This is a genomic window from Paenibacillus profundus (genome assembly GCF_021369635.1).
GTDB classification, from domain to species: Bacteria; Bacillota; Bacilli; order Paenibacillales; family Paenibacillaceae; genus Paenibacillus_B; species Paenibacillus_B profundus.
Genome location: NZ_JAJNBZ010000028.1, coordinates 34222 through 60228 on the forward strand (window position 1 = coordinate 34222; position 26007 = coordinate 60228).

Genomic DNA, 26007 nt, shown 5'->3' on the forward strand with positions numbered 1-26007 from the left:
TTCCCCCTCTAACTCGCTTAAATTAATATTTGTAAGTTATAAAAAACTTTTCAGCACCGAGAAGTACAAGTTTTGTTGCCTCTTATACGCCGCGCTTATTGCCCCACACAAGCGTATGAAGCTGCGGCAGCACTCGTACCCGATTCAGCCTCGGTTCGGCGGCTGTTCGGTCAATTAGCCATTCGTATTTACGCAGCAGGCTCCGGATGAGCTCGTCATCATCAGAGCTGTGCACATCGTCGTTGCCCGTCTGCAGGACGAATGGAATGTCAGCATACCGTTCATGGACGCGTATGGCGTACTGTAAGTCCTGCTCGTCGAACACGACAACCTTCAAGCATAATCCTTTGCATTCAGAGCGGTTCCACAGCCGGTTCACGATGTCGTCCAGCCGATCGAAATCAGTATCCATCCCGGAGCTCGGAGGCTTCGGGGACAGCGTGACATCGTCAATGCGCATGAGCCAGTCCTGCCAGCGCGAGCCTTGCGTCTCCACTGCGGAGCGGATCCCATGCGCATGCAGCAGATCGACGAGTTCGCCCATGCCAGGTATTAAGGCGGGATTGCCGCCTGATATGGTGACATGCTCGAAGCAGCCTGCGGCTAGTCTGTTCAATTCGTCGAAAATATCCTCTGCCGCCATCGGACGAATGTCTTCTTTCCCCGATCCATCCCACGTAAAGGCGGAATCGCACCATGAACAGCGGTAATCGCAGCCTGCCGTGCGCACGAACATCGTCTTCTGACCGACAAGCAGGCCTTCCCCCTGCACGGTCGGGCCGAAGATTTCCAGAACCGGTATCGTCATGAGTCCATCCACTCCCGTCTGGCCTCAGCGTAGCTCGTTGGTGTCTCATAAAGGCGCACGAATTCCACTCGCCCGCCTTCACAGCGGCTCTCATACGATTCCGTGCGCAGCGCGGCATCCATTTGCTCGTACAGCCATACGACCATATTTTCCGCCGTCGTGTTCATCAGAGGCAGCGTCTCGTTCAAATAACGATGGTCGACATAAGGCTCGATGCGGTCCTTCCAAATGTCCTTAATATCTCCGAAATCGAGTGCCAATCCGATATCGTTCACGAAGCCGCTTAATCCGAACACGACTTTGTACGTATGGCCATGGAGATTTTTGCACTTGCCTTCATAGGCATGCAGATGGTGAGCCGCATCAAAGGTGAACTCCTTGCTTACGAGCACCCTGTGGCGATGATAGCGCAGCGATTCTCGTGAGATGTCCGCGCCTAACGTCTGCAGCTTGTCTACGATGCGGAACGGTCCAGGTGTGCTCATACGCTCATATCCTCATGCTGCTGGCGTTCCTCCAGATAGCTTTCCAGTCCTGCACGGCGCAGCTTGCATGACGGACACTCGCCGCACCCGTCGCCCGGCAGCCCGTTATAGCAGGTAACCGTTTCCGTGCGCACGAAGTCGAATGCGCCGAGTTCATCGGCGAGACGCCAGGTCTGCGCTTTATTTAGCCACATCAGCGGCGTATGCATAACGAAGCCGTAATCCATCGCCAGATTGAGCGTAACGTTTAATGACTTGACGAATACGTCGCGGCAGTCCGGATAACCGCTAAAGTCGGTTTCACAGACACCGGTGACGATATGTCTTGCACCCATTTGCTTGGCGTAAATCGCCGCGAACGAGAAGAACAGCAGGTTGCGTCCTTCGACAAACGTGTTCGGCAGCTGCCCTTCTTCATGCGCAATGTCGATATCTCCCCGCGTCAGCGCGTTCGGCGCCAGCTGATTGAGCAGCGACATGTCAAGAATGCGGTGTGGAATGTGCAGCTTCTCGGCGATCCGCTTCGCGTAATCCATCTCGCTCTTGTGCCGCTGTCCGTAATCGAACGTAATTGCCTCCACTTCGCCGAAGCGCTGCATGGCCCAGAACAGGCACGTGGTGCTGTCTTGACCGCCGCTAAAGACGACGATCGCCTTCTCCTTCGGCATGTCCGCCTTTCCGTCTTCGTGTGGGCGTGCTTCAGCGAAGCTCGACACATTGATATGGTTATTCATTTCTGTTTCCATGTTTTTCTCATCCTTTCTTGTTCCCTCGTCTGCCATGCACCGGGACGCGCCCGCATACCTGCATTCTTGAACAAAGCGAAAGGCATGTGCTCAAAGTACATGTTTAAAAAAACCTTTTTAAAAAGACTTATAAAGCACAAAAAAGACAGCACTAAGGAAACATACTAATGAGTGTTCAAAAAAAGGGACTTTTTGAACTTCACTAGATCCGTAGGATACTGTCAGCCTTAGTTTTTTATAGAGGGAGATTGCGAACCTCTCCCGCAAGGTATGGTCCTCGCGGAATGTATGCAGTTGTTATTCATTATAGAGAATGGAAGCGGAAGTTTCAAAACCATATTTCGCTAAATACAGGGTGGAACACAAAAAAAACGGCTTCCCCCTTTAGAAAAAGGAAGAACCGTTTCTTCTTGTCATGCATATGGCGTCTACCAGCCGAAATCGTTCGATTTCGGAATGGCTTCTTCCTTGAGCAGAGAGTACATCCCCGCCGCTTCATCTTTCTTCGTCGTCTCTTGGAGACGCTCCACGCGGACGGTGACGAGCTTCTGTCCGAATTGAACCGTTATCTCGTCGCCAACCTTAACAGACGTGCTCGGCTTCGCTTCACGTCCATTCAAGACTACACGTCCCTGTTCAGACACATCTTTTGCGACGGTACGCCGCTTAATGAGTCGCGATACTTTCAGGAACTTGTCCAGACGCATTATTTTACTGCTTCTTTAAGCTTGTTGCCCGCTTTGAACGCTGGAACGACGGATTCAGGAATCTCGATCGTTTTGCCTGTTTGCGGGTTGCGGCCCGTACGGCCTGCGCGTTTGCGAGTTTCGAATGTACCGAAGCCGATCAGTTGAACTTTGTCACCTTTGGACAATGCATCTGTTACTTCACCGAAGAAACCGTTCAGGACGGATTCAACGTCTTTCTTAGTCAAGCCGCTTTTTGTAGAGATGTTAGTAATCAAGTCAGTTTTGTTCATGTGTATTGGCCTCCCAATCCTATTATTCATTCATAGAGTGTGTTGGCGTGCAAGCTAACGCTTGAGCCGCGGAATACTTATTGCATGTATGTATTCTTGCTTTTTAGGAAAATTCCTTCCCGGTTGCGGCACTTTTTCATATTTTGACGAAAAATAGAGAATATTAGGGCCGCTGCACGCCCGGGTTACGGTTCGAGCCGCTTCGCTTCCTGCCACCACCGCTCCATTTCTAGTAAATCAGTTTGGTCAAAAGATTTGCCGTTTATACGAAGCTGCTCTTCGATATATTGAAATCGGCGCACAAATTTGCGGTTCGTGAGGGTGAGCGACTCTTCCGGATCTGCGGACATGAAGCGGGCTGCATTGACGACCGAGAACAGTACATCGCCCAGTTCTTCGGCGGCATGAGCCATATGCTTGTCCTTATCCTCTTCACCCGTTGCCGAATCTACCGAAGCAATCGCCTCTCGCAATTCTTGCAATTCTTCGGCTACTTTGTCAAGTACATCTTCCACACGATCCCAGTCAAAGCCGACCTTGGCCGCTTTTTTCTGCAATTTGTAAGCTTTCATCAGCGCCGGCAAATCTCTCGGCACGCCATCTAGAACGGATGCTGCTTCACTCGCGATCCCTTTGCGGCGCTTCTCTTCCGCTTTCATCTGCTCCCAGTTGCCGAGAGCCGATTCAGCATCCGCTGCATGCTTGTCGCCAAACACATGGGGATGACGGAAAATCAGCTTCTCATTCAGCCCCTGAATGACATCGTACACGCCGAATGTGCCCGTTTCTTCCTCCATCTGGGAGTGAAGCATAATTTGCAGCAGCAAATCGCCGAGCTCCTCCTGCATATGCGCCGGATCATCATCATCGATCGTTTCGAGCACCTCATACGTTTCCTCAATGAGGTTCTTCCGAATCGATTGATGTGTCTGCTCCCGGTCCCACGGACATCCTTCCGGACTGCGCAGGATGGACACAATTTCGTGCAAGCGGCTAAACGTGCGGTTCCGCACCGCATCGTCCGTTGTACGAGGAACCCAAATGAGCGACAGATTGCCGTAACCGTCCAGATGATCCAACTCGTGAAGCGGCACGCGCACAATCTGTTCCATTCCTTCGACACCAAGCGCATGACCAACCGTGATTTCATAGTCATCCGGATAAATCTCCATCAGACTTAGCTTCACATCAGAAGCCGTAAACGTATCATACACTTGTCCGATGACCGTGTGCAACCGGGGATTCAAGCCAGCAGGCTGAAGCCCTGACGCATCCAGCAATTGAAAGCCTTCAATCGGATCGAATCCGAGCGCAATAAACGCCTGATCAAGGAAGCTCTCCCCGCCTACAATCTTCAACGCAATCCCTTGTTCCGAACAGCGCTCCTTAAGCAGCTGAACCGTCGCCTCCGCCACCATCGGGTGGCCGGGAACGGCATACACGATCGTGCTGTCTGAACTAACCAAGGCCGCCACCATCAATTCACGGCAAATTTCTGCATAGACGCTCGGAAAGTCTTCCTGTGTCTCGTAAATGCGGTCGAACGATCGGTACGTAATGCCGTGCTCCTTGAACAGGGACATAACCGGATGATGCTCTGTGCGCACATAGATGTGCGGAGATTGCTGCAGCAGATTCCATACAGCCAGCGTCAGCTGGCCGACATCGCCGGAGCCAAGGCCGACGACTGTGATGTTACCGGGCATAGTGATGCCTCCTTTATGGTAAAGGTCATGTTCCTATTCTGAATGAATTCATACCAGCAGCATGAATGAACCTGTGCGGACAGCGCCTGCCGTACTAGGCCGGGCGGCTTCACTGCCTTGCAGAGGCCCGTCCGTGTCGGCGGATGTGCCTCGAGGCGAGGCTACGGGCGCCGCCCAAGACGCGACGCGAACGCGGCCAGGCGCGGCCCTATGCGCGGCACGGCGGCGAGCTCATGCGGCGTCACCGCGCCAAGCGCGGCAGCGAGGGCGGCGAATGTCGCCGCTCCGAGCGGCACGCCGACGGCCGTAGCCAAGGCCGCGCCCGAGCGCCCGGTGGCGCCAAGCCATGCGGGCAGCGCTGCGGCTAGGCACACGGCAGCGGCCATACCGGCGAGGGCAAGCGCCAGTTGCCCGCTGCGGGCGCCCCAGGCGGCGATGCCGACGCCGCTGACGCGTGCCAGCGCGACCGCGTTCAGCGCCGCTGCGAGGGCGAGCGCTGCGGCCGCGGAGGTGGCTGCCCCGGCGATGCCGTACGCCGGGACGAGCCACACATTCAAGGCCGCCTTCACGCAAGCAGCGGCCAGCAGATGCAGCGCCGGGGCCCGCACCGCGCCCATGCCCTGCATTAAGGCGGCGGTTACTGCCTGGAATACGCCGCTAACCGCCGTGGAAGCAACCAGCACGAACGCCGTCCATCCAGCGTTATCCGTGTACAGCGCCACGTTAATAGGCTCAGCCAAGGCCATAAGCCCGACCGTGGCGGCCAAGCCAAGCAACCACGCCCAGCGCTGCGCAGTTCGAATAAGCGCACGCAGCTGCTGCTCATCCTGCCACCGCACCGCCTCTGCCACCGCTGGCACAAGCCCGACGGCTAGCGAGCCCGCCACCATCGTGACAAGCTGCACAAGCGGGAACGCGCGGCTATATATGCCGAACTGCGCAAGCGCGTCAGCTTCGCTCAACCCTTGCTCCAGCAGCAAGCGCGGCACCGTGAACACATCGACCACGTTCACGGCCGGCATTACAATCGCGCCGAGGCAGATCGGCAGAGCCGTCCAAGCGAGACGCCGCATCCATGTCCAGAGCGTGGGCGACCCCGATCCCTCTCGAGGAGGAGTCCCGTCTAGAACAACGGCCCCTTCCGCGAACCTCACCGCCTGCAGCGCGACATCAACTGATAATGTCTCATCTGCCGCATCAACAATAGCTTCTTCCCGCTTCCTTGCCTTGCGGCTCCGCTGCTTGCGATGCTCTATCCACCAGTATATCCCCATTGTCAGCAAACCGCACACGCCGCCCGCAAATGATCCAAATGTGGCGCCTGCGGCCACCGTCTCATTCGGTGCGCCATGGCTTGTATAATATAGCAGCAGCGCGATCATCACCGTCACTCTGCCAGTCTGTTCGATCACTTGCGACACGGCTGTCGAATTCATTTCCCCGCGCCCCTGATTATACCCTCTCAAGGCCGCAGCAAGCGGCATGACGAGCAGAGCATAAGCCGAGCTCTGGATCGCCGGTACCGTGTGACGGTTGCCGATCCATCCGGCTATCGCTTCCGCGCCCGACATCAACGCTACGAACCCAATAAGACCAGTGACAGACATAAGTAAGCAAGAGGCGTACAGCATTTTCTCCGAGCCCCGCTCATCACCAGCCGCCTCACATTCCGCCACCAAGCGGGCAACTGCTACCGGAATGCCAGCTGAGGCGATAACGACAAGCAGGACATAGAACGGGTAGACCGCATTATAGATGCCGAAGACACCGTCGCCCCCAATATTTTGCAGCGGAATTTTTTGCAATGTGCCGATTACTTTTGACACGACTGTAGCCAAGCCTAACATCAGCGCACCGGATACGACTTGTCCCGACGTGCGGGATTTTCGATCATTCAACTGTCATCCCGCCATTCTGTAACGTTCGTACCGTATTATATCATAATCGGTCACCAGGCAAGGAAGACGAAGCGCACCGTTCATAACGCGGCTCATACTGCGCCGATGATGCAAAAAAACATAAGAAAAACCTTTATCGAGTCCTTTCAAGATATGCGATCGCGTGTAAAACAGGCTTTATGTTTTATCACTAAAAAGGAATGTGTTCACAACCTTGTCAATAGTCATAAAAAATCGCTTTGAGGCGTACCCTCTGTCAAATAGCAAGACATTGACTCTTCATAATTATCGGAATGTTCCGTTCATGCAGTGGCGCATTCAGACTGACGGTGATTTGCTTCATTCGCCCCTTTGCTTCATTCTCCCCTTCCATCAGGAAGGAGGCACGCCCAGTGACCACTTTGGTTTACTGCCATCATGATCAGCCGTTTTATTCCATGATATACGTGTCGGCATGTGCCTTATCCTTGACGTTATCCCTACTGACTGTTTGGGAGAATGGAGCTAAGGACCATTACACGGAAGACAAGCAACATGTTGTCGTTTGAAGTCAAAGGAGCTGCAATTCTGAATGAAGGGGAGAGTGAAGCAAGGGATGGAACAGACATACCATCCCAGGGAAGGGTTTAGTTGAGGACTCCAAGGCGAAAAACATCTTTTATCCCGATATTTTATAAAAAACTCCCGCACCGTTAAGGTTCCACGTCAGACGTGTACCCTATTCGTACAGGAGTTCCTCTTGCAGATATATGATTACTGCTCCATCTGTTTGCCTAGGAAGCCAGCAGCCGTTTCCGCCATTTTCATTTCCATTTGCGCCATTTTCACGCTATCGTCCTTGTTCAACAGCACGACTGTGCCGATAGGGTCGCCGCCAGTTACAATAGGCGCCACTACGAACGATGAGAACGGTTCTTGATTGTCTTTGACGATTTCGTAGTTGCCTGCATTCGTCTCGACGACTGTCTTGCGATTCTCCATGCAATTCTCGAGCAGCATGCCGATTTGCTTGTCCAAATATTCTTTCTTGGAACCACCTGCTACCGCGATAACCGTATCGCGGTCGGAAATCAACGTAATATGACCTGTGTTCTCATACAAAGATTCCGCATATTCTTTAGCAAAATCGCCTAACTCGCCGATTGGGGAATATTTCTTCAGAATGACTTCGCCATCACGATCTACAAAAATTTCAAGTGGATCACCTTCGCGAATCCGCAATGTGCGGCGAATTTCCTTTGGAATAACAACACGTCCGAGGTCATCAATACGACGAACAATACCAGTAGCTTTCATAAATGGTTGCCCCGCTTTCCGTAAGTAATTTTAGGTCTACTGTATTATTTTTAATTAGGAGAGATGCGGTATGGATTCTAACACTGACCATAGTATTCAACTACTCCCAAGTTCTTATACATACACATGATACGTAGGAAAAGCCATCCAAGTTGCAAAAAAAATCACATTTTTCGACATTAAACGACAACTTTTTATTTCGTTTTCTCAGAATTTTCACATTTTCCCCAATTCCTTTAGCATAAATTGGTTTTCTTATCTGTTTTTGTCGAATTCGTATGGTTCTTTCGACTTGTCCTTTTACGACGTACAAAGGAAACTACTTATAGTATGCCTACATTTCTCCAATTCATGAGTGCATGCCATGAAAAAAAGCGGCCCTCTGCCCGAAACGGGGAGAGGCCGCTTTGCATTCTTACACAAAACATAGTCAGCAGTACGAGGATAATTACTTCGTTCCTTCTGTTTTATCCTCTTTCTTGTTGTCTGTCGCTCCATTGTCTTTCGGTGTTTCTTTGTTCGCGTCTTCTTTCTTCTCTTCCTTTTTATCCTCTGGCTTCGCTTCCTCCACCTTAGGCAAGTCAATCTTCGTAATCAGCTTGTCCAGCTCTTTTTCCATGAAGCTGTTCATGATTTCGGAAGCAGCACGTGTGCGCAACGCGGTCTTCTCGTCCTCGGTCAGCTTGTCATACGTCTTCACGGTGCGCGATTCAACACGCATGACATGGTAGCCGTAATCCGTTTCGACTGGATCGCTGATTTGGTTAATCGGCAGCGTCAGCGCCGCTTCCTTGAACTGCGGCACCCATTTGCTAACAGGCGTGTCTTTATACAAACCGCCATCTGGCACTGAGCCTGCATCATCGGAATATTCCTTCGCCAGCTTCGCGAAATCCTCGCCCTTCTTCAAGCGGGCAGAAATGTCTTTCGCCTGCTTAAGTGCGTCTTCTTTCTTGCGCTCTTTGCCATCCTTGTCTTTAAAGCCAATCAAAACATGGCGAACGGACGCAACCGTCATTTCCTCTTTGTCTTTTTCGAACTGTGCTTTTATTTGGTCTTCCGTCACTTTGTCGTTATAGTCTACAACAACGGTAAGGATGCGCGTCATATACTTCAGGACGTCGTCCTCCGTTAATTTCTTCTCGGTCAAAGCTTCCTTGAAGCCCTCCTGCTTCTTCATGGCCTCAAGCTGTTCCTTGGCTTTCTTCTCGCCCTCTGTCTTGGACTTGTCAGATGCCTTGCCTTGAAGATATTCATAAGCAACCTGCTGCTTCAAGAAGTATTCGCGGAATTGATCCATATTAATAAGCTGTGCATATTCTGGATACATCAACAGCATGTTCCCTAGCTCTATGTCGAACTCTTTTTGCGTAACTTCTCCGCCTTCATACGTAGCCACGACTTTGCTGTCGTCTTTCTTTGCTGCTCCTGTTCCTGCTTCTGCTCCGGAACTCTTGCCACAGCCCGCCAATACGGAAAGGGCGAGTACTGCAGACAATGCCAGCATCAACCACTTCTTAGAACGCGTCTTGTTATTTTGCAACATTTTGCAATTCTCCCTTCGATTTGATCGCATCTTTCGCCTCTTGCATGAATTGCTCAAGCTGCATCAACAGTTGCATTGCATCCATTCCACGCGCGTTCACTTTCACGATGCCATGCGTATTCCGGTCTACTGCAATACGTCTATCAATGCTGGTGGCGATGGCAGCCAATTTCTTACGGTCTAACCACGGTTCAGCCGAAGGGTGGACCTTTAAGGTGACCGCCTCCCCGCGTTGCACAATGGATTCTAATCCATATTGCTTCGCATACAGCTTCAGCCGGGCAACGGCAAGGAGCTGCAATACAGCAAGGGGCGGTTCCCCGAAGCGATCGATGAGTTCATCTCGCAATTCTTCGACTTCGTCTAACGAGGCAAGACCGGCTACTTTTTTATAGATCTCAATCTTCTGAATACTATCATAAATATAATTCGGCGGCAAATAGGCGTCGATGTTCAGATCGATAAGCGTCGAGAGCTCCTGCTGCTCCTCGATAGCGATGCCGTCCAGCTCCGCTTTGCGCTTGTTGATTTCATCAGACAGCATTTGTGAGTACAAGTCGAATCCAACCGAAGCGATGAATCCGTGCTGCTCTGCGCCGAGCAAATTCCCAGCTCCACGGATGGAGAGGTCCCGCATCGCGATTTTGAAGCCTGAACCGAGCTCCGTAAATTCTTTAATCGCTTGCAGCCGTTTCTCCGCCACCTCGTTTAATACTTTATCCCGCTGATACGTAAAGTACGCGTACGCGATCCGATTTGAACGCCCGACGCGGCCGCGCAGCTGATACAGCTGGGACAAGCCCATCTTGTCCGCATCATGCACGATGAGCGTGTTCACGTTCGGAATGTCTACGCCTGTCTCGATAATGCTTGTGCTGACGAGCACATCGTACTCTCCGTCCAGGAAATCCAATATCGTCTTCTCCAGCTCTTGCTCCGACATTTGACCGTGACTGACCGTCACTCGAGCTTCCGGCACGAGCATCTTGATATGGTCTGCCACCTGATGAATACCTTGAACACGATTGAATAGGAAGTATACTTGGCCATTCCGGGCCAATTCCCGTTCAATCGCTTCCCGTACGAGCGCATCGCTGTATTCAAGCACATAGGTCTGAACCGGGAACCGATTCTCCGGCGGAGTCTCGATAACCGACAAATCGCGAACGCCCAGCATGGACATATGAAGCGTGCGCGGAATCGGCGTTGCGGTCAGCGTTAGCACGTCCACGTTCATCTTGAGCCGCTTCAGCTTCTCCTTATGGGTAACGCCGAAGCGCTGTTCTTCATCCACGATCAGCATGCCCAAATCTTTGAAAATGACGTCCTGCGAGAGCAAACGGTGGGTACCAATGACGATATCGACGACGCCTGTCTTCAAGCCTTTAATCGTCTCATTCTGTTCCCTGCGGGAACGAAACCGGCTCAACACTTGAATGTTGAATGGATATTCGGCAAAGCGTTCCCGGAACGTTTCATAATGCTGCTGCGCCAAAATGGTGGTCGGTACCAAAATAGCAACCTGCTTGCCCTCAATCGCTGATTTAAAGGCAGCTCGTACTGCCACCTCCGTCTTGCCGTAACCGACGTCACCACACAGCAAGCGATCCATCGGACGAGGCAGCTCCATGTCTTTCTTAATCTCCTCGATGGTGCGGAGCTGATCCCGCGTTTCATCATATGGGAACATTTCTTCAAATTCACGCTGCTCCGGTGTATCCTTCTCAAAGGCATAGCCTGAAGAAGCTTGTCTTGCGGCATACAGCTTAATCAGATCATCCGCAATATCTTTGACCGACGAGCGAACTTTGTTCTTGACCTTCGTCCACTCCGTACCGCCCAGCTTATATACCTTCGGCTCCTTCTCTTCCGAGCTGACGTAGCGCTGAATGAGATGGAGTTGATCGACCGGAACGGACAATTTGTCTCCGCCGGCATACAAGATATGCAAATAATCCTTATGAATGCCGTTGATCTCTAACGTACCGATGCCAATGTATTTACCGATTCCGTGGTTCTGATGAACGACGTAATCTCCTACTTTGAGCTCCGTATAGCTGCGAATTCGTTCCGCATTGTCCATCTTCGCGCCCTGCTCCGCCCGCCGCGTCTTGCGCTGCTTCTGCGAGAACATTTCGCCTTCGGTAATGACGACAAGATGAACAGATGGCAGTTCGAAGCCGCTTTGCAAGTTCCCCTTCATTATGATCGGTTCGGGGATCTGATAATCCTGAAGCACGCGCCGGATGCGTTCCACCCGTTCGTCTCCGTTCGCTAACATGATGACGTTGGCACCGGTCTTTTTCCAGCGTTCCATCTCCGCCTTAAGCACATTCATCTGACCGTGAAAGTTCTGCATCGTGCGACACATGACGTTAACGATATTTTGCGGCTGCGTATGCGGCACCTGTCTTAAAAACAATGCCATGAACACGGTTTGGAACGGACGCTTGGCAAGCGTATCGTCTGCGCTCAGCCCAAGCTGAAGCGATGGCAGCGTCTTTCCGTTCTGCAGCAGGTGCGTACTCCACTCCATTTCGTCGCGATCCAATTGCTTCGCCGTCTCCATGACACGCGCAGGCTCATCCATAATAATAAGCGTATCCTTTGGCATATAATCATACAGCGTGTGCTGCTCCGGATGAAGTACAGACACGTACTTATACATTTCTTTAAAGTATACGGAACCGCGCAGGCGCTCGATTTCATAGCCGATTTCTTGCTGCAGCTTATCCTTTACCTGACGATCGGTCATCTTCGATAATTGGTCTTCCAGACGTGACGATGCCGCTTCAGCCGCTTGGACGAAGCGAGTCTTATCCGCAATCAAGTCTTGGCTTGGCGTTATCGTCAACTGCTTCAGCTTCTCTATGGAACGCTGATCGTGCGGATCGAACGAACGAATCGAGTCGATTTCATCGTCGAACCATTCAATTCGGTACGGAAATGGCGAAGTGAGCGGATAAATATCAACGATGCCGCCGCGTACGCTCATTTCCCCTTTCGTTTCTACCCGCTCGGTCCGCTCGTAGCCAAGAGACACCATCTGCTCCAAGAAGCTCTCCAGCGGAAGCACATCTCCGAGTGCTAACGACACCGTCGCTTGGGCCATCACTTCGCGGGCAGGCAAAAACCGCCGCAATCCAGCATACGGCGTGACGACAATTCCGCGAAAGCCTTGGGCAGAGCGTGTCAGAACTTCGATTCGTTGCGCATTCACCTCGGGACTCGAGATAGCCGCTTCCGCAGTTACCAACTCGTTCGCCGGATAGAGCAGCACTTGGTCTGAAGAGAGACACTCCTGCAAATCCTCAGCTACCTTCTGTGCGGAAAACATATTATGCGTTACCACGAGTACTGGCCGTTCCAACTGCTTATGGAGCGCAGCCATCATCACTTGACGTGCCGAACCCGACATGCCGGACACTAATTGTTCCTTCATTCCCGCGCGAATGCCAGCAGCTATGGATTCAATATCGCGTTCTTCGGATAAAGCTTGCATGAGTGCATTTAACAAAGGACAGGCACCTCTTTCTCACCCACAAAATTACGATATGACAAGATCTAGTTTCAGGTCCGAAAGTGAGAAGTCCTCTCGCCCTTCAACATATTAACGCGTGTACTTCCACGTATAAACAGACTGTACCGTCCATACCTATAAGGAACAACGGGTTTTGCTAGATTTATTGCTCATTCAAAATAAGCCTCGGCAAACAAGCCAAGGCTGACGTATGTTCCGTATAATCAAGCTTTCATTGCAAAGGCGATGGCAGCAGCGACAATTCGGGGTGCATTTGTATCGCTTCTGTGCAATAATCGCAAGTCATCCGCACCGTTACGTCTCCATTGGAATGAACCAATATATATTGTTGGCGCTCCTCCGACGTTAGTTGATGAAAGCCGAGTCGGGTTTCATCTATGCCGCTTTCTTCAAGGCGCCCAATTAACGTATGACAATGTTTGCAGACATAGTTCACAGACATCTATATGCCTCCAGTTCAGGGAATATACCGTTTAGTATGTCCCTAATGAAGGCAAATTAGCCCATTAGCCGTTAAATTTCGCCATCGTTTGCTCAAACGTATGCGTTAACGCAAATTCGACCGCATCGCACGTCTTTTCCACCGTCTGTTGGAGCATGTCCTGATCTTTTTTAGCAAACCCTGACAACACGTAATCAACGATTTCGCGTCCTGGTTCCGGCCGGGAGATGCCCATCCGCATCCGATTAAAAGATTGTGTCCCGAGATGCTGAATAATGGATTTAATGCCATTATGCCCGCCGGCACTGCCTTGATACCGCAAGCGTACCTTACCAAGCTCGGTATCCAAATCATCATACAAGACGATGAAATCATCGATATTCGTTTTATAGTAATCCATATAAGCACGAACGGCTTCACCCGATAAGTTCATAAATGTCATCGGTTTGATAAGGGCAACCTTCTCTGTACCAACGTGGCCTTCGCCGATTAACGCCTTGCATTTGCTCTCCCTTATTTCGATGCCGAAGCGATTCGAGAGCGCATCTATGGCCATAAAGCCGATATTGTGGCGAGTCGAAGCATATTTCATTCCCGGATTCCCGAGACCTACAATCCATTTCAAGACTGCTCCTCCTTTCAAATGCCGATAAGGGTTACTTCTTCGGCCGTAGCCAAAGACGTAACCCTCGTTCATCTATACTGCTTCTGCTTGCATCTTCACAATACCATAAGAGCCTCGCTCTTATTCAATTTCAAACAATTTACTAATCGATAGCTCTTCGTGAACGCGAATAATCGCTTCACCCATTAACGGTGCAACCGACAGCACGTGCAGCTTGCTGGACGGGTTCTCATGCTTAATCGGAATCGTATCCGTGACGATCACTTCTTTGAACGGAGATTGCTCCAAACGATCCATTGCAGGACCGGATAGGACCGGGTGCGTGCAGCAAGCATAGACGTCTTTCACTCCAGCTTTAACCAATGCATTCGCCCCAAGGACAATCGTGCCTGCCGTATCGATGATGTCATCGATAATGATCGCCGTCTTACCCTTGATGTCTCCGATAATGTTCATGACTTCACTGACGTTCGGTTCCGGACGGCGCTTGTCAATAATCGCAAGCGGCGCGTTCAAGAAATCAGCCAATTTGCGTGCGCGCACGACGCCGCCATGGTCAGGCGATACGACAACAACATTTTCCAACTGCTTGGACCGGAAATATTGCGCCAGGATCGGTACTCCTAGCAGATGATCTACTGGAATATCGAAGAAACCCTGAATCTGTGTTGCATGCAGATCCATCGTAATGACACGATGCGCACCCGCCGTTTCGATCAGATTCGCGACTAATTTCGCAGTAATCGGATCGCGGGAACGCGCTTTGCGGTCTTGCCGCGCGTAACCGTAATAAGGAATAACTACGTTAATGCTCTTGGCTGATGCACGCTTTAACGCATCCACCATGACAAGCAGCTCCATCAAGTTATCGTTGACCGGTTCGCAGGTCGATTGCACGACATACACGTCGCATCCGCGAACGCTCTCGGACAATTTAACTTGGATCTCGCCATCACTGAAGCTTGTTGTTACAGCATCTCCCATTGGAATGCCGATGTACTCTGCAATCTGGTTTGCCAACTTGGGATTGGAGTTGCAAGTGAAAATTTTCAACTTGGAATCACAATAAGTCATGATATTAAAAACCCTCCGTGCCGGTTCTTGGTCATCGTTGTTTAGTAGTGTCCGTTAATGGTGTTGCTTAGCTTATCCGTTAAAGGTCTCAACTATAAAGGCTCTCTTCTACATGCTACCATAATTAAGCGATGGCGCAACTATATTGCTCACGATTCCCGTTCTTTCTTCGCTTTTGCGCGGGCGCGAATCTTATCCGCATAGCCTGGCTTATTCACTTGACGTTCACGGGCAATCGCCAATTCATTATCTGAAACATGGTGTGTAATCGTTGAACCAGCAACGACATAGGCTCCATTGCCGACGTTGATCGGTGCGATGAGATTGACATTGCTGCCGATAAACGCATCGTCGCCAATTTCCGTAACGGATTTATTATATCCGTCGTAATTGACCGTAATCGCCCCACATCCAATATTTACATTCTTGCCTACTTTCGCATCTCCAATATAGCTTAAATGCGAAACTTTCGTATGATCATCCAGAGAGGCATTTTTAATCTCCACGAAATCGCCTACCTTGACGTGCTCGCCAAGGCGCGCACCTGGGCGCAAATACGCAAACGGACCTACGCTGCTATCGCTGCCGACAACGGCCTCCTGCAACACCGATTGCTTGATTTGCACACGTTCGCCAACGAAGGAATCGGTAATTTCGGTATTCGGTCCAATCACACAATCCGCTCCGATGGTCGTACGTCCTTTCAGACTCGTTCCGGGCTCAAGCACCGTATCCGGTCCGATCTCGACGTCCGCTTCGATATACGTTTGTGCAGGGTCGATAATAGTAACACCATTTAACATATGGCGTTTGTTGATACGCTCCCGCATTAAGCGCTCTGCCTCCGACAGCGCCAATCGGTCATTTACGCCGATCGACTCGCCGATATCATCCGTACAAAAGGCTTGTACGGTTTCGCCTTGCGCTTTCATAATGCCGACTACGTCAGTCAAATAATACTCTTGCTGGGCGTTATGATTGGTGACCTGCTCCAGCGCAGCAAACAGCTTCGCATTATCAAAGCAGTAAGTGCCTGTATTAATCTCCTTCACTGACTGCTCTTGCGGCGTGCAATCTTTCTGCTCAACGATTTTCAAGACCGAACCATCATTGTCGCGAATAACCCGACCATAGCCGGTCGGCTCTTCCAGTTCAGCCGTCAAAATCGTCGCTGACGCCTGCGCACGCACGTGGAGCTCCATCAACTGTGCCAACGTCTCCGATGTCACTAGCGGCGTATCTCCGCAAATGACGAGAGTTATGCCCTGTTCACCATCAAGAAGCGCCTTTGCTTGCTTTACTGCATGTCCAGTACCGAGTTGTTCCGCTTGTAAAGCAAATTCCGCGCGATGACCCAGGTAGCTTTGAACCGCTTCGGCTCCATGTCCCACGACAACGACAGTGCGCTCGCTTTGCACGCGCTCTACCGCATCGAGAACATGTCCCACCATCGGTTTTCCACACACCGGATGAAGCACTTTATACAACTTCGACTTCATGCGTTTGCCTTGTCCAGCAGCAAGCACAATGGCCATTCTTTTCAAAGCGTCCGACCTCCTGCTCTCCCTGTACTCCATAGTAGAATATATCTCATTATGAACAAAAAGAAAAGAGAGCCCCCTATGATTGGCTCTCTTTCTTTGCAACCCCAATATTAACCAAAAAGATTATGCACCCTCTTCAATAACTTCCTCTTCCGTAGCTGCGCGCTCATATTCAGCCAATACCGCAGCTTGAATCTTCTCGCGTGTCGCCGATGAAATCGGATGAGCAATGTCACGGAATTCGCCGTCTGGCGTCCGTTTGCTCGGCATCGCTACGAACATGCCGTTGTTACCATCGATAACACGGATGTCATGGACAACAAACTCGTTGTCGATCGTAATCGAAGCGATTGCTTTCATTCTCCCCTCTGTGTTGACGCGGCGGAGTCTGACATCAGTAATTTGCACGTGTGTTCACCACCTTTTTCCAACAAGACTTGGTGTATAATTCCACACGCGCAACTAAAATCCTTCTTAAATTTGCCAAGAAACAAACTTTTTTTGAATTTTTTTAACCTTCTTTAGCCATTTCGACAAGCTTCGATTTATATCGCTGCAATGAGTTCAATTTCGACAAGGACATCTTTCGGAAGCCGCGCTACTTCAACAGTAGAGCGTGCCGGCTTATGTGAACCAAAGTACAATTCATAGATGGCGTTCACTTGTGCAAACTGATTCATATCTTTTAAAAATACAGTGGCTTTTATCACATTCCCCAAAGAGGAACCCGCTTCTTTCAAAACGGCTTGCAAGTTGCGGAATACTTGGTGCGTCTGTTCTTCAACTCCGCCCTCTGCCAACTGACCTTCAGGAGTCAGTGCAATTTGACCAGATGTAAATACGACATCGCCCCATTTGACTGCTTGGGAATACGGGCCTATAGCAGCCGGTGCCTCGCTTGTCGCAATCATTTCTAATGCATTTGACATAGAAAGACCTCCTCTAAGAGATGGCTTATCTTTCAACCATGACTTCATGATTATCAAAATAGTTCCCTGGTTTCACTATCAACTGACGTGACCGCGGATCCGACGCAGACACGCGAATCAAAGAGACGTAATCAGTCAGTAAGCGTTCCTCTTTCGATACGTCCTCTGATTCTACAAGTACGCCGACACCTGCTACGGTAGCGTCGAATTCGTGCAGCAAATCCATCATACCGTGCACCGTGCCGCCTGCCCGCATAAAGTCATCCACAATGAGCACACGGGAACGTTCCTTCAGCGCCCGCCGCGCCAGCGTCATCGTATGGATGCTCTTCTGTGAGCCGGACACGTAGTTAATACTAACCGCTGAACCTTCCGTTACGACATGGTCGCGACGAACTAGCACAACCGGCAAATTAAGATGGGCTGCCGTAGCATATGCAATTGGAATCCCCTTCGTCTCCACCGTCATGACCACATCGATATCACGTCCAGCAAAGGCCGATGCAAACATGCGGCCAACATCATTCATCAATCCAGGTTGTCCTAATATATCTGTTATATAAAAGTATCCGCCTGGAAGCATCCGATCGGGCTGCTCCATTGATGTGCATAACGACTCAATAACAGGCAGCGCCTTATCAGGGCCGCATTTCGGCATATATTTCACCCCGCCAGCCGCTCCGGCCAGCGTGAGCAAGTCGCCTGTTCCTTCCGTCTCACACACTTCTTTAATAATAGCCAAATCTTCGCTGATGGAAGACTTGGCCGCCCCGTACCGTTCTGCGAAGGTTGTGAGAGAGATGAGCTTATGCGGATTAGACATGAGATATTGCGTCATTTCGACCAGACGAGCGCTGCGCTTCAATTTTTTCATCCTAACCCCTCGCTCAAAACCGAATAATATATTGTAAATACTACATGAATGTACGTTAATTATCAAGACAAGAACCGATTGTCAAGACAAAAATTTCATTTTGTGTAACGAAATTGTCTTAAGTTCCATCGATGTCGAAATACTTACTGTCATGCTTCGTGATCAAAAGTTAACCTTTAGGAGAGCATGCGGACGGCATATACTTCCTTGCAAAATCCACGCAAGCCATTGTAAATACGTGCTATCTTGGATTCCTTGGACACTAAGCCGAATACCGTCGGGCCGCTTCCGGACATGAGCACGCCTTCTGCACCGAGCTTCTCCATCGTTTCCTTCAACTGCTGCACCTCCGGGTGCATCGGCAGTGTAACGTCCTCCAGCACGTTGCCAAGCGATTCGCACAGGGTATGAAAGTCCTGGCCTTGAATCGCCTGCAGCATCCTCGCTAAGGAAGGGTGCTCTTGAATATGCTGCGCCCTTAGACGACCGTAGACATCGGCCGTAGATACGTTGATTGGCGGCTTGGCAAGCACCACCCAGCATTGCGGCGGATTCTCGATCGTTTCCAGCTTCTCGCCCCGCCCCCGCGCAATCGCAGTTCCTCCCGTTACGCAGAACGGCACATCCGAACCAAGCTCCGCTCCTAACCGCTGCAGCTCCTCGTCCGAAATGCCGAGCCGCCACAGCCGGTTCAAGCCGCGCAGCGTCGCCGCAGCATCGCTGCTGCCCCCGGCCAAGCCCGCCGCGACAGGAATCTTTTTGTCCAGATGAATATATACGCCTTGCTTCACTTCATATCGTTCTTTAATTAATTTTGCCGCTTGGAACGCCAAGTTTTTCTCATCTAACGGTATGTAACCTGCCTGACTGGAGATGATAATCGTGTCGCGAGGCAGCTCCTCCATTTCGAGACGGTCCGCTAGGTCCACCATCGTCATTACCATTTCGACGTCGTGATATCCGTCCTCACGCTTGCGTAACACGTCCAGTAGCAAATTAATTTTGGCTGGCGCCTTCTCGTATACTTTCACTCGCGTTCACCCTTCTTTATCCTACGGATCGCTTACGTTATTATAACAGACTCTACTTGGCAAGTCATTCGCGTAGAACGGGATATCATCGGTACCAGCTTTTCCTTTTTTTACTTGATCCAACCATTTTCTTCACCAATGAATAAGGAAAGCGAACAGAGTGACGATGATGTCATTCCGTTCGCTTTTTTTGGCAGAACAATCAATTATTTCTTCGCTGCGGCTTGCTCGGCCAATTGAATGGCACGCTTCACCATATCTCCTGCATCTTTGGCTCGGATGGCTCCCCACCCATATTGGGTAACGGTGTCATAGAAGCCGAGGTCTTTTGCTAATTCGTACTTCAACTCCTCAGACATAAAGCTGCTGCGTCTTCTTCGACTCATCGTCATACCTCCTTCGGCGGAATCCGGACCGATTCCAAAAATGTGGCGCATTTAAAACGCTGCGCGAGGCGTGTATCTATAATGTTGGTTACAGCAAAAGGGGTTATTCGCTGCAAGCCGATCATATTTGTGGGCAACAAAAAAGCAGCCCATTAAGGACTGCCCGTCATGAACGTTCAACCACGAACGTATTCAATCTTCATTTCGCCATTCTCGGCGCATACGGTCACTTCGACCGATTCTGTTAATATATCTGCATAGCTATAGGACACTCGTTTGAACGCGTTCTGTTCCTGGTCCAACTTGACAATAAATACAGAAGGGTAGGTTTCTTCCAACACACCCGTGCGTTCAATCGTCTTACGACGACCACCGTTTGCACGGAGCAAAATCTTCTGGCCGACATGAGCTTCAAGACAGCGACGAATTTCAAATAGCGCATTTCTCGCCATTGTAGCTACCACCTCTTTCCTTGTCCATTATAAACAAAGTTAGAGGAAATGTCAAATTAAATAAATAATTATAACAACAAGCTTTGTTAGGTGTCAATGTGTTTTTTTGCCCAATTTCTTAAGTTTCTACAATTCATCGTTTTTTATTCAAATTACGGACGGTGTCACGTCCAAATTGGATAAATCTTTCCATTTCGGCATCCCAACACGATAGCTCCCTCGTGTCTCGATTCCGCCCACTCCTTCCAGTCCCGTCATCGTATGTGATGTGATATCGCCTATCTGTACCGTTTCGCGAATCGACGTATACGAGGCTTGCACAGCGACATACACCGGATCCAATGCATGAATCATAATCCGGCCGGGTGAACTGGCGAAGTTCGCACCAGATTGCAGCAGCGCCTCGAAATGGGATTGGCAAGCTCCCGCTACGATGGTCAGTAAATCAAGATGGCGTTCGAACTGTCTCGCGGTTTGTACGGCATTCACGAAATTTTTTGAATTTTTATAGCTTTGCAAGCTATATAAATCCCGATCCTTCATACTTTTCAATACTCCATCATGTCCTGTAATAACGACGATGTCCGGATGCACGCGGGGAAGCAAGCGGTACAGCATATCCGCCATATTCGCCTCATGCACGTAATGCCCCTCGGCCGGTACTCGAAGCTGATTATATATCGCCATGCTCTTCTGCAAATAGTTCGAATCACCATCCAAATGAAGCACCTTGCCAGGCATATCAAAATAAGCAGATGAATGGGGAACCTCGGCAAATTGAAACTCGGCGCGGCGGCGTTCGGTCTGTTGGCGTTGATGTTGCTCAATTGCCTTGACTGATTCCAGCATAGTAATATGAGCTTGCTGCGTACGACGCTTAATTGTTGCTTGCGAAACATTGACCAAATCTCGAACTGGAGAATCGGCGAGCAGACGAAATTCAGTCCCTTTTATAATCGCCGTATCCTGAAAAACCGCATCAATGCGGAATGTAATATCGCCGCCGTATGACTTACGTACGACCAGATCTCCTTGCTTCATAGGATCGATCACCTCTCCAACTATCCTATGGGCAAAAGTGCAGTTTGGTGATTGCCTACATTGGCGACCATCACGGTTAGCTCGCACCGTGCTGAATTATTCAGCTGCGTTGACCGCACGTCCTATGCTATCGCTTAAGCGGGCAAATTCTTCAAGAGACAGCGTCTCCCCGCGTCTTGTCGGCTCAATGCCGGCAGTAGCAACCGCTTCAGCCAGCGCATCCGTTCCACACACGCTGCCGTAGCGCGCCTTTAAATTGTTCCACAGCGTCTTGCGCCGCTGAGCAAAGCTCGCCCGCACGACCTCAAATAGATGCTGCTCGTCCGCTACTTGAACAGGAGGCTCCTCCCTTACGCGCAGTCGAATAACGGTAGACTCTACATTAGGCTGCGGGATAAAGACCGTACCCGGAACAGTGCAAATCAGCTCTGGCTCGGCATAGTATTGCACAGCCACACTTAAGCTGCCGTAATCCTTGCCTCCCGGACTCGCTGCCATGCGCTCAGCCACTTCCTTCTGTATCATGACGACAATATGCTTCAGCGGAAGTTGTTCTTCCAACAGCTTCATCATAATCGGTGTGGTCACGTAGTAAGGAAGGTTGGCCACGACGCTTACCTTGTCCATCCCATGAAACTGTTCGCGGAATAACTCTTGCAAATCCACCTTCAGCACATCGCCATGAACGACCTGCACATTTGGATATGGTTCCATCACTTCGTCCAGAATGGGGATGAGACGCTGATCAATCTCTACAGCCGCTACACGGCCCGCCCGCTTCGCCAACTGTTCGGTAAGCGCTCCAATCCCTGGACCAATCTCTAAAGCCCCTGTAGAGGCATCCAGTTCGGCTGCATCGACAATGCGCCGCATTATATTCATATCGATCAAGAAATTTTGTCCCAAGCTCTTCTTAAAAGAGAAGCCGTGTTTGCGAACAATTTCCTTCGTTCGCGAAGGTGTTGCAATATCCGTAAACGAGTGATTCATTCGTCATGTCCCCTTCTGCTGTTGTTGCGCGGTGAGATTGGATTCCTCCAGTTCATGCAATGCCTGTTCGAACTCTTCCCGCCCGATTTGAAACATAGCGCAGCGTTTTAACATCTGCTTCGCATTGCAATAGCCGATACCCAGTCTTTCACCCAATTGTCTGCGGCGTTCGGCGGAACCTGCAAAAGTTGTAAGCCCAGCTTCCACCAAATCTGTCCACGTAAGCTCCGTATGTAATGCAGGCATTTCTGTCCGTATCTGCTGCAGCGCTCTACGTACCGCTTCAGGGGAGGCGTTCTCCACCCCGAGATCCCCTTTTGCAATCGCCTCATGCCTTGGCAAGAACGCGTGCTTGCAGCCGGGAACCTGCGCAGCGATCAGCTTGCGAATGCGCTCCCCGGCATGGTCGGGATCCGTAAATATAATAACACCGCGCCGCTCTTGCGCCAGAGCAATGCGGCGGATGGTCATATCATTGAGAGCCGATCCCCCCGTCTCGATCGTATCGGCTTCCACAGCGCGCTGAATTGCAACGGTGTCGTCTTTTCCTTCCACGACGATTACTTCTCGTATCAACGTTCTTACTCCTTCCTCATGTCCCCCACTTTTGAGCACGTAACTTATTTAAATAGATGTTCAAAAAGGCCGCTTTTCAGCACCGAGGAGGTTGCAAGAACCCGAAGAAGGAGGAGCGCAGTGTAGGCGAGACTACATGAGCACCTGAAATGTTTCCGTAGGAAACATACTTCGGAAGCATAACCTCTTCGAGGGTGAATGCAAGATTCGATGCCGAATCACATCTTGCGATACTCCGTGATCAAAAGGGGACTTTTTGAACAACCTCTAAAAAGCACAAAAGAAGAGGGATCTCCCTCTTCTTAGCATGACATAAATCGTTATTCATTACTATATCCTAAATACACGGCAGCAAACCGCGTGGCTTCTGCCGCGTCATCGAATCAATTAATTCGCTTCCGGCTTCACCGGACCGATCACATACACCGTATGGCCCTTTTTCCTGCCAAACTTGCGTACAGCACCTTTGCTTTCGTAATAAACGTCAATAATTTTGCCTTTTACCGCTCCGCCTGTATCTTCAGCACGTCGGAATCCGACGCCCTCGATATACACCCACCATCCAAGCGGAATGAGCTTCGGATCTACCGCGATCGTACGTCCTTCCACCACCTTGGTGCCGGAGGCGGTCTTGGCTCCCGGTGACCCTTCTTGTTCCGTATAGGCGGTTAATTGAACGTTCTCCAGCATATCCTTGTAATCGAAGCCGACCTTGCCCCCTTTGCCAGAGCCGACACTCGGAGAGCTTGCCGACAGAACGACCACTTCAGGTTCCTTCTTCGTTCCATAGGCTAGAACCTGATTGACCTGCTTCGTCTGAACGGACTTATCCACTAACTGCGAATATACGAGTTTGCCGTCCTCATATACTTTTTCAATCTTTTGGACGACGATTCCCTCTTTCCCCTTTTGAACCGTCTTCGTCTTCCCCTTCAACAAGGTAGGATCAGCTTTCTTGACGACTTGGAATGGAACCTTCACTTTTCGCTCTTCTACGTTCTTACTGACACGCACGATACGAATGTCCATATTATTTGCAACGGCAGCATCTTGACCCGGATATACCTTGTCAGCCGTCTTGACAGGTATTTGAAGCGATACTAAAGCGTCGCTCACCGATTTTTTGGTCGTATAATGCGTCTTCTTCTGTCCGTCTACTATCACGTTAACGGGTAACGCGCGTTCGATGACGATCTTATCGCCATCTGTTATTTCCGTATCCAACGGTTTGGATACGGCATCATGTGCCCCTACCGCTATCGCATGCTCATCCAAAACATTACGAAGCGTATCTTGGCGTGTTTCTATAGCGTGCTCTTGTCCATCTACGCGGATGGACAGTGTCTTCTTCGATGCACCATACATATATAATACCGTAATCAACGTGATAACAACCGCAACAGCAGCAATGACAGACACGACACGTACATTTTCATGCTTCCATCGCATTGCGAGCGACATGCTGGATGATCGGGGTTCATGGGTTTCGTCATTAACGATCTCTCCCACTTCTCGGTCCTCCTTACATAGTCCCGCCGTCGAGTGTTTTTGCATGATTCCATCTGACGCGACTATATCAAGAATGTTTGCGAAGAATACGTTCATCTATCGAGCTCATGTGCAAGCTATGGTCGAATTCTTCACACCAACTCCAGTAACGGCTGCTCCCACCTCCTATTTCATAACCCTATGACGTCTTTCTTTTCTTTATTCGAAAAAAGAAGTTTCAAGAGAAAACAAAAGAAGCCTAGCGTAAGAGGCGACTCTTGTCGTGGCTTCCCAAATGAAACCCAAACGTCAACAGTGTAGGACGCACGCGGACCCCTCTCTCCGATACGCTGACGAGGTTAGCTGTCGGGTTCGGGCTTGTGAGAGTCGCCCTATCTCAACTCACCGGCTCATGGCTCGGCTGTTCAGAATTCACCCCTAGGATACATTCCGCATGAATGAACATGTATTCATTCCCGGATTGTTCGCGCTTTGGTTCCCCCGCTCTCCAAAATGGAGATTAAGCGATACTGGTTGGTTGGAACAATATTCAAGTGTTTACGAACATCTGTGAGAAATCATATCGTGTTTGCAATCACCTTGTAAAGATGGTATCAATCACGTTTTAAGTCAAAAAGGGTTAAAAAAAAGTAACAAAATCGCTTTTTCGTGAACAAATCCACTTATCTTGTGGTCTAGAACTTTATTTCATCGGTTTTTCATTGATTTTCACCGTATGTCAAAACATGTCAGTCCGTTTTCAGTCGTTATTCTGCAAAATTCTTCAAATTCCATTCCTTTCAATTGCGCCGCTGCCTCTGCTACGAGACGCACATGAGCAGACTCGTTTCTTTTCCCGCGAAAAGGGTGAGGAGTCAAATATGGGGAATCCGTTTCGACGAGTAATCGGTCATCGGGTATCTTTACAAGCACTTCTTTGGGCTGCTTTGCATTTTTAAACGTAATCGGTCCGCCAAAGGAAAGGTAGAACCCCATGTCCAGACACATTTTTGCAGTCTCCCAGCTGCCGGAGAAGGAATGCATAATCCCGCCGACTTCACTCGCCTTCTCTTCACGCAAAATACGAATCACATCTTCATGCGCCTCGCGATTATGAATGACGATGGGCATGTGCAACTCCCGGGCCAGCCCGATCTGCTGACGAAATACACGCTGCTGAACATCCTTCGGTGAAGTATCCCAATGATAGTCGAGACCAATCTCGCCGATGGCGACGACTTTGTCATGCTTGGTGAGCTCGGCAATCCAATCGATATCCTCTGGCTTCATCGTTATGGCATCCACCGGATGCCAGCCTACAGCCGCATATATGAAATCATATTTCTCAGCTAACGCCATTGTTGTAGGAATGGTCTCGCGGTTAAAGCCGACATTGACCATACGTGTAACGCCCTGCTCCACAGCATGAGCGATCATTGCCTCGCGATCCTCGTCAAATGCTTCGTTGTCCAAATGGGTATGCGTATCAAATAACACGTCAATGCGCTCCTTTTAAAATTGTATTGATTACTTTCTCTTTCTTAATTTAA

The 26007-nt window shown here is 50.2% G+C and carries 26 protein-coding genes and 2 riboswitches; of the genes, 1 reads left to right on the forward strand and 25 read right to left on the reverse strand.

Annotation, left to right across the window (positions count from 1 at the left end):
- Positions 1-82: 82 nt before the first annotated feature.
- The 7 genes from queE to LQV63_RS24070 form a co-directional block, all read right to left on the reverse strand.
- Positions 83-808 (reverse strand): 7-carboxy-7-deazaguanine synthase QueE, encoded by a 726-nt coding sequence (queE, locus tag LQV63_RS24040; RefSeq protein ID WP_019420296.1) that lies wholly within the window; start codon positions 806-808, stop codon positions 83-85.
- Entirely contained in the window at positions 805-1293 is a 489-nt protein-coding gene (queD, locus tag LQV63_RS24045) for a 6-carboxytetrahydropterin synthase QueD (protein ID WP_019420295.1), read from the reverse strand. Before queD ends, queE begins: the two co-directional genes overlap by 4 nt.
- The gene (gene queC, locus LQV63_RS24050) at positions 1290-1961 is read right to left on the reverse strand and encodes a 7-cyano-7-deazaguanine synthase QueC (RefSeq protein WP_233698611.1); all 672 of its coding nucleotides are present in this window, start codon (positions 1959-1961) and stop codon (positions 1290-1292) included. The genes queD and queC overlap by 4 nt, the downstream gene beginning before the upstream one ends.
- A 299-nt stretch (positions 1962-2260) precedes the next feature.
- A riboswitch (PreQ1 riboswitch) is annotated at positions 2261-2304 on the reverse strand.
- 163 nt (positions 2305-2467) lie between these two features.
- Positions 2468-2746, reverse strand: coding sequence for an RNA-binding S4 domain-containing protein (locus LQV63_RS24055; protein WP_019420293.1), 279 nt, complete (start codon positions 2744-2746; stop codon positions 2468-2470).
- On the reverse strand, positions 2746-3018 hold the full coding sequence (locus LQV63_RS24060) for an HU family DNA-binding protein (protein WP_019420292.1): 273 nt from the start codon (positions 3016-3018) through the stop codon (positions 2746-2748). Before LQV63_RS24060 ends, LQV63_RS24055 begins: the two co-directional genes overlap by 1 nt.
- Positions 3019-3203: 185 nt before the next feature.
- Entirely contained in the window at positions 3204-4724 is a 1521-nt protein-coding gene (yabN, locus tag LQV63_RS24065; RefSeq protein ID WP_233698592.1) for a bifunctional methyltransferase/pyrophosphohydrolase YabN, read from the reverse strand.
- A 161-nt stretch (positions 4725-4885) separates the two neighbouring features.
- Positions 4886-6622, reverse strand: a complete 1737-nt coding sequence (locus LQV63_RS24070; protein ID WP_233698593.1) for a putative polysaccharide biosynthesis protein — start codon at positions 6620-6622, stop codon at positions 4886-4888.
- Between the two features lie 392 nt (positions 6623-7014).
- Between LQV63_RS24070 and LQV63_RS24075 the strand changes: the two genes are divergently transcribed.
- On the forward strand, positions 7015-7170 hold the full coding sequence (locus LQV63_RS24075; protein ID WP_233698594.1) for a hypothetical protein: 156 nt from the start codon (positions 7015-7017) through the stop codon (positions 7168-7170).
- 205 nt (positions 7171-7375) lie between these two features.
- Here the strand turns inward: LQV63_RS24075 and spoVT are convergent, their stop codons facing one another.
- From spoVT to LQV63_RS24165, 18 genes are all read right to left on the reverse strand, one after another.
- Positions 7376-7918: a stage V sporulation protein T gene (spoVT, locus tag LQV63_RS24080; protein ID WP_019420289.1), complete on the reverse strand. Its 543-nt coding sequence runs from the start codon at positions 7916-7918 to the stop codon at positions 7376-7378.
- A gap of 448 nt (positions 7919-8366) precedes the next feature.
- Complete coding sequence (locus LQV63_RS24085) at positions 8367-9464, reverse strand: peptidylprolyl isomerase (protein WP_233698595.1); 1098 nt, start codon at positions 9462-9464, stop codon at positions 8367-8369.
- On the reverse strand, positions 9451-12981 hold the full coding sequence (gene mfd, locus LQV63_RS24090) for a transcription-repair coupling factor (protein ID WP_233698596.1): 3531 nt from the start codon (positions 12979-12981) through the stop codon (positions 9451-9453). Before mfd ends, LQV63_RS24085 begins: the two co-directional genes overlap by 14 nt.
- Before the next feature lie 235 nt (positions 12982-13216).
- Entirely contained in the window at positions 13217-13447 is a 231-nt protein-coding gene (locus LQV63_RS24095) for an anti-sigma-F factor Fin (RefSeq protein ID WP_019420286.1), read from the reverse strand.
- A 64-nt stretch (positions 13448-13511) separates the two neighbouring features.
- Complete coding sequence (pth, locus tag LQV63_RS24100) at positions 13512-14072, reverse strand: aminoacyl-tRNA hydrolase (RefSeq protein ID WP_233698597.1); 561 nt, start codon at positions 14070-14072, stop codon at positions 13512-13514.
- Positions 14073-14192: 120 nt separating this feature from the next.
- The gene (locus tag LQV63_RS24105; protein WP_019420284.1) at positions 14193-15146 is read right to left on the reverse strand and encodes a ribose-phosphate diphosphokinase; all 954 of its coding nucleotides are present in this window, start codon (positions 15144-15146) and stop codon (positions 14193-14195) included.
- A 149-nt stretch (positions 15147-15295) separates the two neighbouring features.
- Positions 15296-16681 carry a bifunctional UDP-N-acetylglucosamine diphosphorylase/glucosamine-1-phosphate N-acetyltransferase GlmU gene (gene glmU, locus LQV63_RS24110; RefSeq protein WP_233698612.1) on the reverse strand — a complete coding sequence of 462 codons (1386 nt, stop codon included), beginning with the start codon at positions 16679-16681 and terminating at the stop codon, positions 15296-15298.
- 132 nt (positions 16682-16813) lie between these two features.
- Positions 16814-17098, reverse strand: a complete 285-nt coding sequence (gene spoVG / locus LQV63_RS24115; protein WP_005545528.1) for a septation regulator SpoVG — start codon at positions 17096-17098, stop codon at positions 16814-16816.
- Between the two features lie 137 nt (positions 17099-17235).
- Positions 17236-17619, reverse strand: a complete 384-nt coding sequence (locus LQV63_RS24120) for a RidA family protein (protein WP_019420282.1) — start codon at positions 17617-17619, stop codon at positions 17236-17238.
- 25 nt (positions 17620-17644) lie between these two features.
- A complete protein-coding gene (gene purR / locus LQV63_RS24125) occupies positions 17645-18493 on the reverse strand; it encodes a pur operon repressor (protein WP_019420281.1) in 849 nt (282 codons plus the stop codon).
- Positions 18494-18669: 176 nt separating this feature from the next.
- On the reverse strand, positions 18670-19524 hold the full coding sequence (gene ispE / locus LQV63_RS24130) for a 4-(cytidine 5'-diphospho)-2-C-methyl-D-erythritol kinase (protein ID WP_019420280.1): 855 nt from the start codon (positions 19522-19524) through the stop codon (positions 18670-18672).
- A gap of 206 nt (positions 19525-19730) precedes the next feature.
- Entirely contained in the window at positions 19731-19910 is a 180-nt protein-coding gene (locus LQV63_RS24135) for a small, acid-soluble spore protein, alpha/beta type (RefSeq protein WP_019420279.1), read from the reverse strand.
- Positions 19911-20086: 176 nt separating this feature from the next.
- The gene (gene veg / locus LQV63_RS24140; protein ID WP_019420278.1) at positions 20087-20362 is read right to left on the reverse strand and encodes a biofilm formation stimulator Veg; all 276 of its coding nucleotides are present in this window, start codon (positions 20360-20362) and stop codon (positions 20087-20089) included.
- Positions 20363-20509: 147 nt separating this feature from the next.
- Positions 20510-21403: a sporulation peptidase YabG gene (gene yabG, locus LQV63_RS24145; protein ID WP_019420277.1), complete on the reverse strand. Its 894-nt coding sequence runs from the start codon at positions 21401-21403 to the stop codon at positions 20510-20512.
- A gap of 96 nt (positions 21404-21499) precedes the next feature.
- On the reverse strand, positions 21500-22393 hold the full coding sequence (rsmA, locus tag LQV63_RS24150; protein WP_233698598.1) for a 16S rRNA (adenine(1518)-N(6)/adenine(1519)-N(6))-dimethyltransferase RsmA: 894 nt from the start codon (positions 22391-22393) through the stop codon (positions 21500-21502).
- Positions 22394-22396: 3 nt separating this feature from the next.
- A complete protein-coding gene (rnmV, locus tag LQV63_RS24155; protein ID WP_233698599.1) occupies positions 22397-22969 on the reverse strand; it encodes a ribonuclease M5 in 573 nt (190 codons plus the stop codon).
- A 387-nt stretch (positions 22970-23356) separates the two neighbouring features.
- Positions 23357-24478, reverse strand: a complete 1122-nt coding sequence (locus LQV63_RS24160; protein ID WP_233698600.1) for a ubiquitin-like domain-containing protein — start codon at positions 24476-24478, stop codon at positions 23357-23359.
- Positions 24479-24790: 312 nt separating this feature from the next.
- A riboswitch (cyclic di-AMP (ydaO/yuaA leader) is annotated at positions 24791-24994 on the reverse strand.
- 192 nt (positions 24995-25186) lie between these two features.
- Positions 25187-25954: a TatD family hydrolase gene (locus LQV63_RS24165; protein ID WP_233698601.1), complete on the reverse strand. Its 768-nt coding sequence runs from the start codon at positions 25952-25954 to the stop codon at positions 25187-25189.
- Positions 25955-26007: the final 53 nt, after the last annotated feature.

Coding starts and splice junctions, on each gene's coding strand:
- queD (WP_019420295.1), bottom strand. CDS start 1,293: ATGAGCACACCTGGACCGTTCCGCATCGTAGACAAGCTGCAGACGTTA.
- veg (WP_019420278.1), bottom strand. CDS start 20,362: ATGGCGAGAAATGCGCTATTTGAAATTCGTCGCTGTCTTGAAGCTCAT.
- queE (WP_019420296.1), bottom strand. CDS start 808: ATGACGATACCGGTTCTGGAAATCTTCGGCCCGACCGTGCAGGGGGAA.
- LQV63_RS24095 (WP_019420286.1), bottom strand. CDS start 13,447: ATGTCTGTGAACTATGTCTGCAAACATTGTCATACGTTAATTGGGCGC.
- spoVT (WP_019420289.1), bottom strand. CDS start 7,918: ATGAAAGCTACTGGTATTGTTCGTCGTATTGATGACCTCGGACGTGTT.
- LQV63_RS24135 (WP_019420279.1), bottom strand. CDS start 19,910: ATGAGTCGAAGAAGACGCAGCAGCTTTATGTCTGAGGAGTTGAAGTAC.
- yabG (WP_019420277.1), bottom strand. CDS start 21,403: ATGAAGCAAGGAGATCTGGTCGTACGTAAGTCATACGGCGGCGATATT.
- rsmA (WP_233698598.1), bottom strand. CDS start 22,393: ATGAATCACTCGTTTACGGATATTGCAACACCTTCGCGAACGAAGGAA.
- yabN (WP_233698592.1), bottom strand. CDS start 4,724: ATGCCCGGTAACATCACAGTCGTCGGCCTTGGCTCCGGCGATGTCGGC.
- LQV63_RS24060 (WP_019420292.1), bottom strand. CDS start 3,018: ATGAACAAAACTGACTTGATTACTAACATCTCTACAAAAAGCGGCTTG.
- LQV63_RS24085 (WP_233698595.1), bottom strand. CDS start 9,464: ATGTTGCAAAATAACAAGACGCGTTCTAAGAAGTGGTTGATGCTGGCA.
- glmU (WP_233698612.1), bottom strand. CDS start 16,681: ATGGCCATTGTGCTTGCTGCTGGACAAGGCAAACGCATGAAGTCGAAG.
- LQV63_RS24120 (WP_019420282.1), bottom strand. CDS start 17,619: ATGTCAAATGCATTAGAAATGATTGCGACAAGCGAGGCACCGGCTGCT.
- queC (WP_233698611.1), bottom strand. CDS start 1,961: ATGCCGAAGGAGAAGGCGATCGTCGTCTTTAGCGGCGGTCAAGACAGC.
- purR (WP_019420281.1), bottom strand. CDS start 18,493: ATGAAAAAATTGAAGCGCAGCGCTCGTCTGGTCGAAATGACGCAATAT.
- LQV63_RS24105 (WP_019420284.1), bottom strand. CDS start 15,146: ATGACTTATTGTGATTCCAAGTTGAAAATTTTCACTTGCAACTCCAAT.
- LQV63_RS24055 (WP_019420293.1), bottom strand. CDS start 2,746: ATGCGTCTGGACAAGTTCCTGAAAGTATCGCGACTCATTAAGCGGCGT.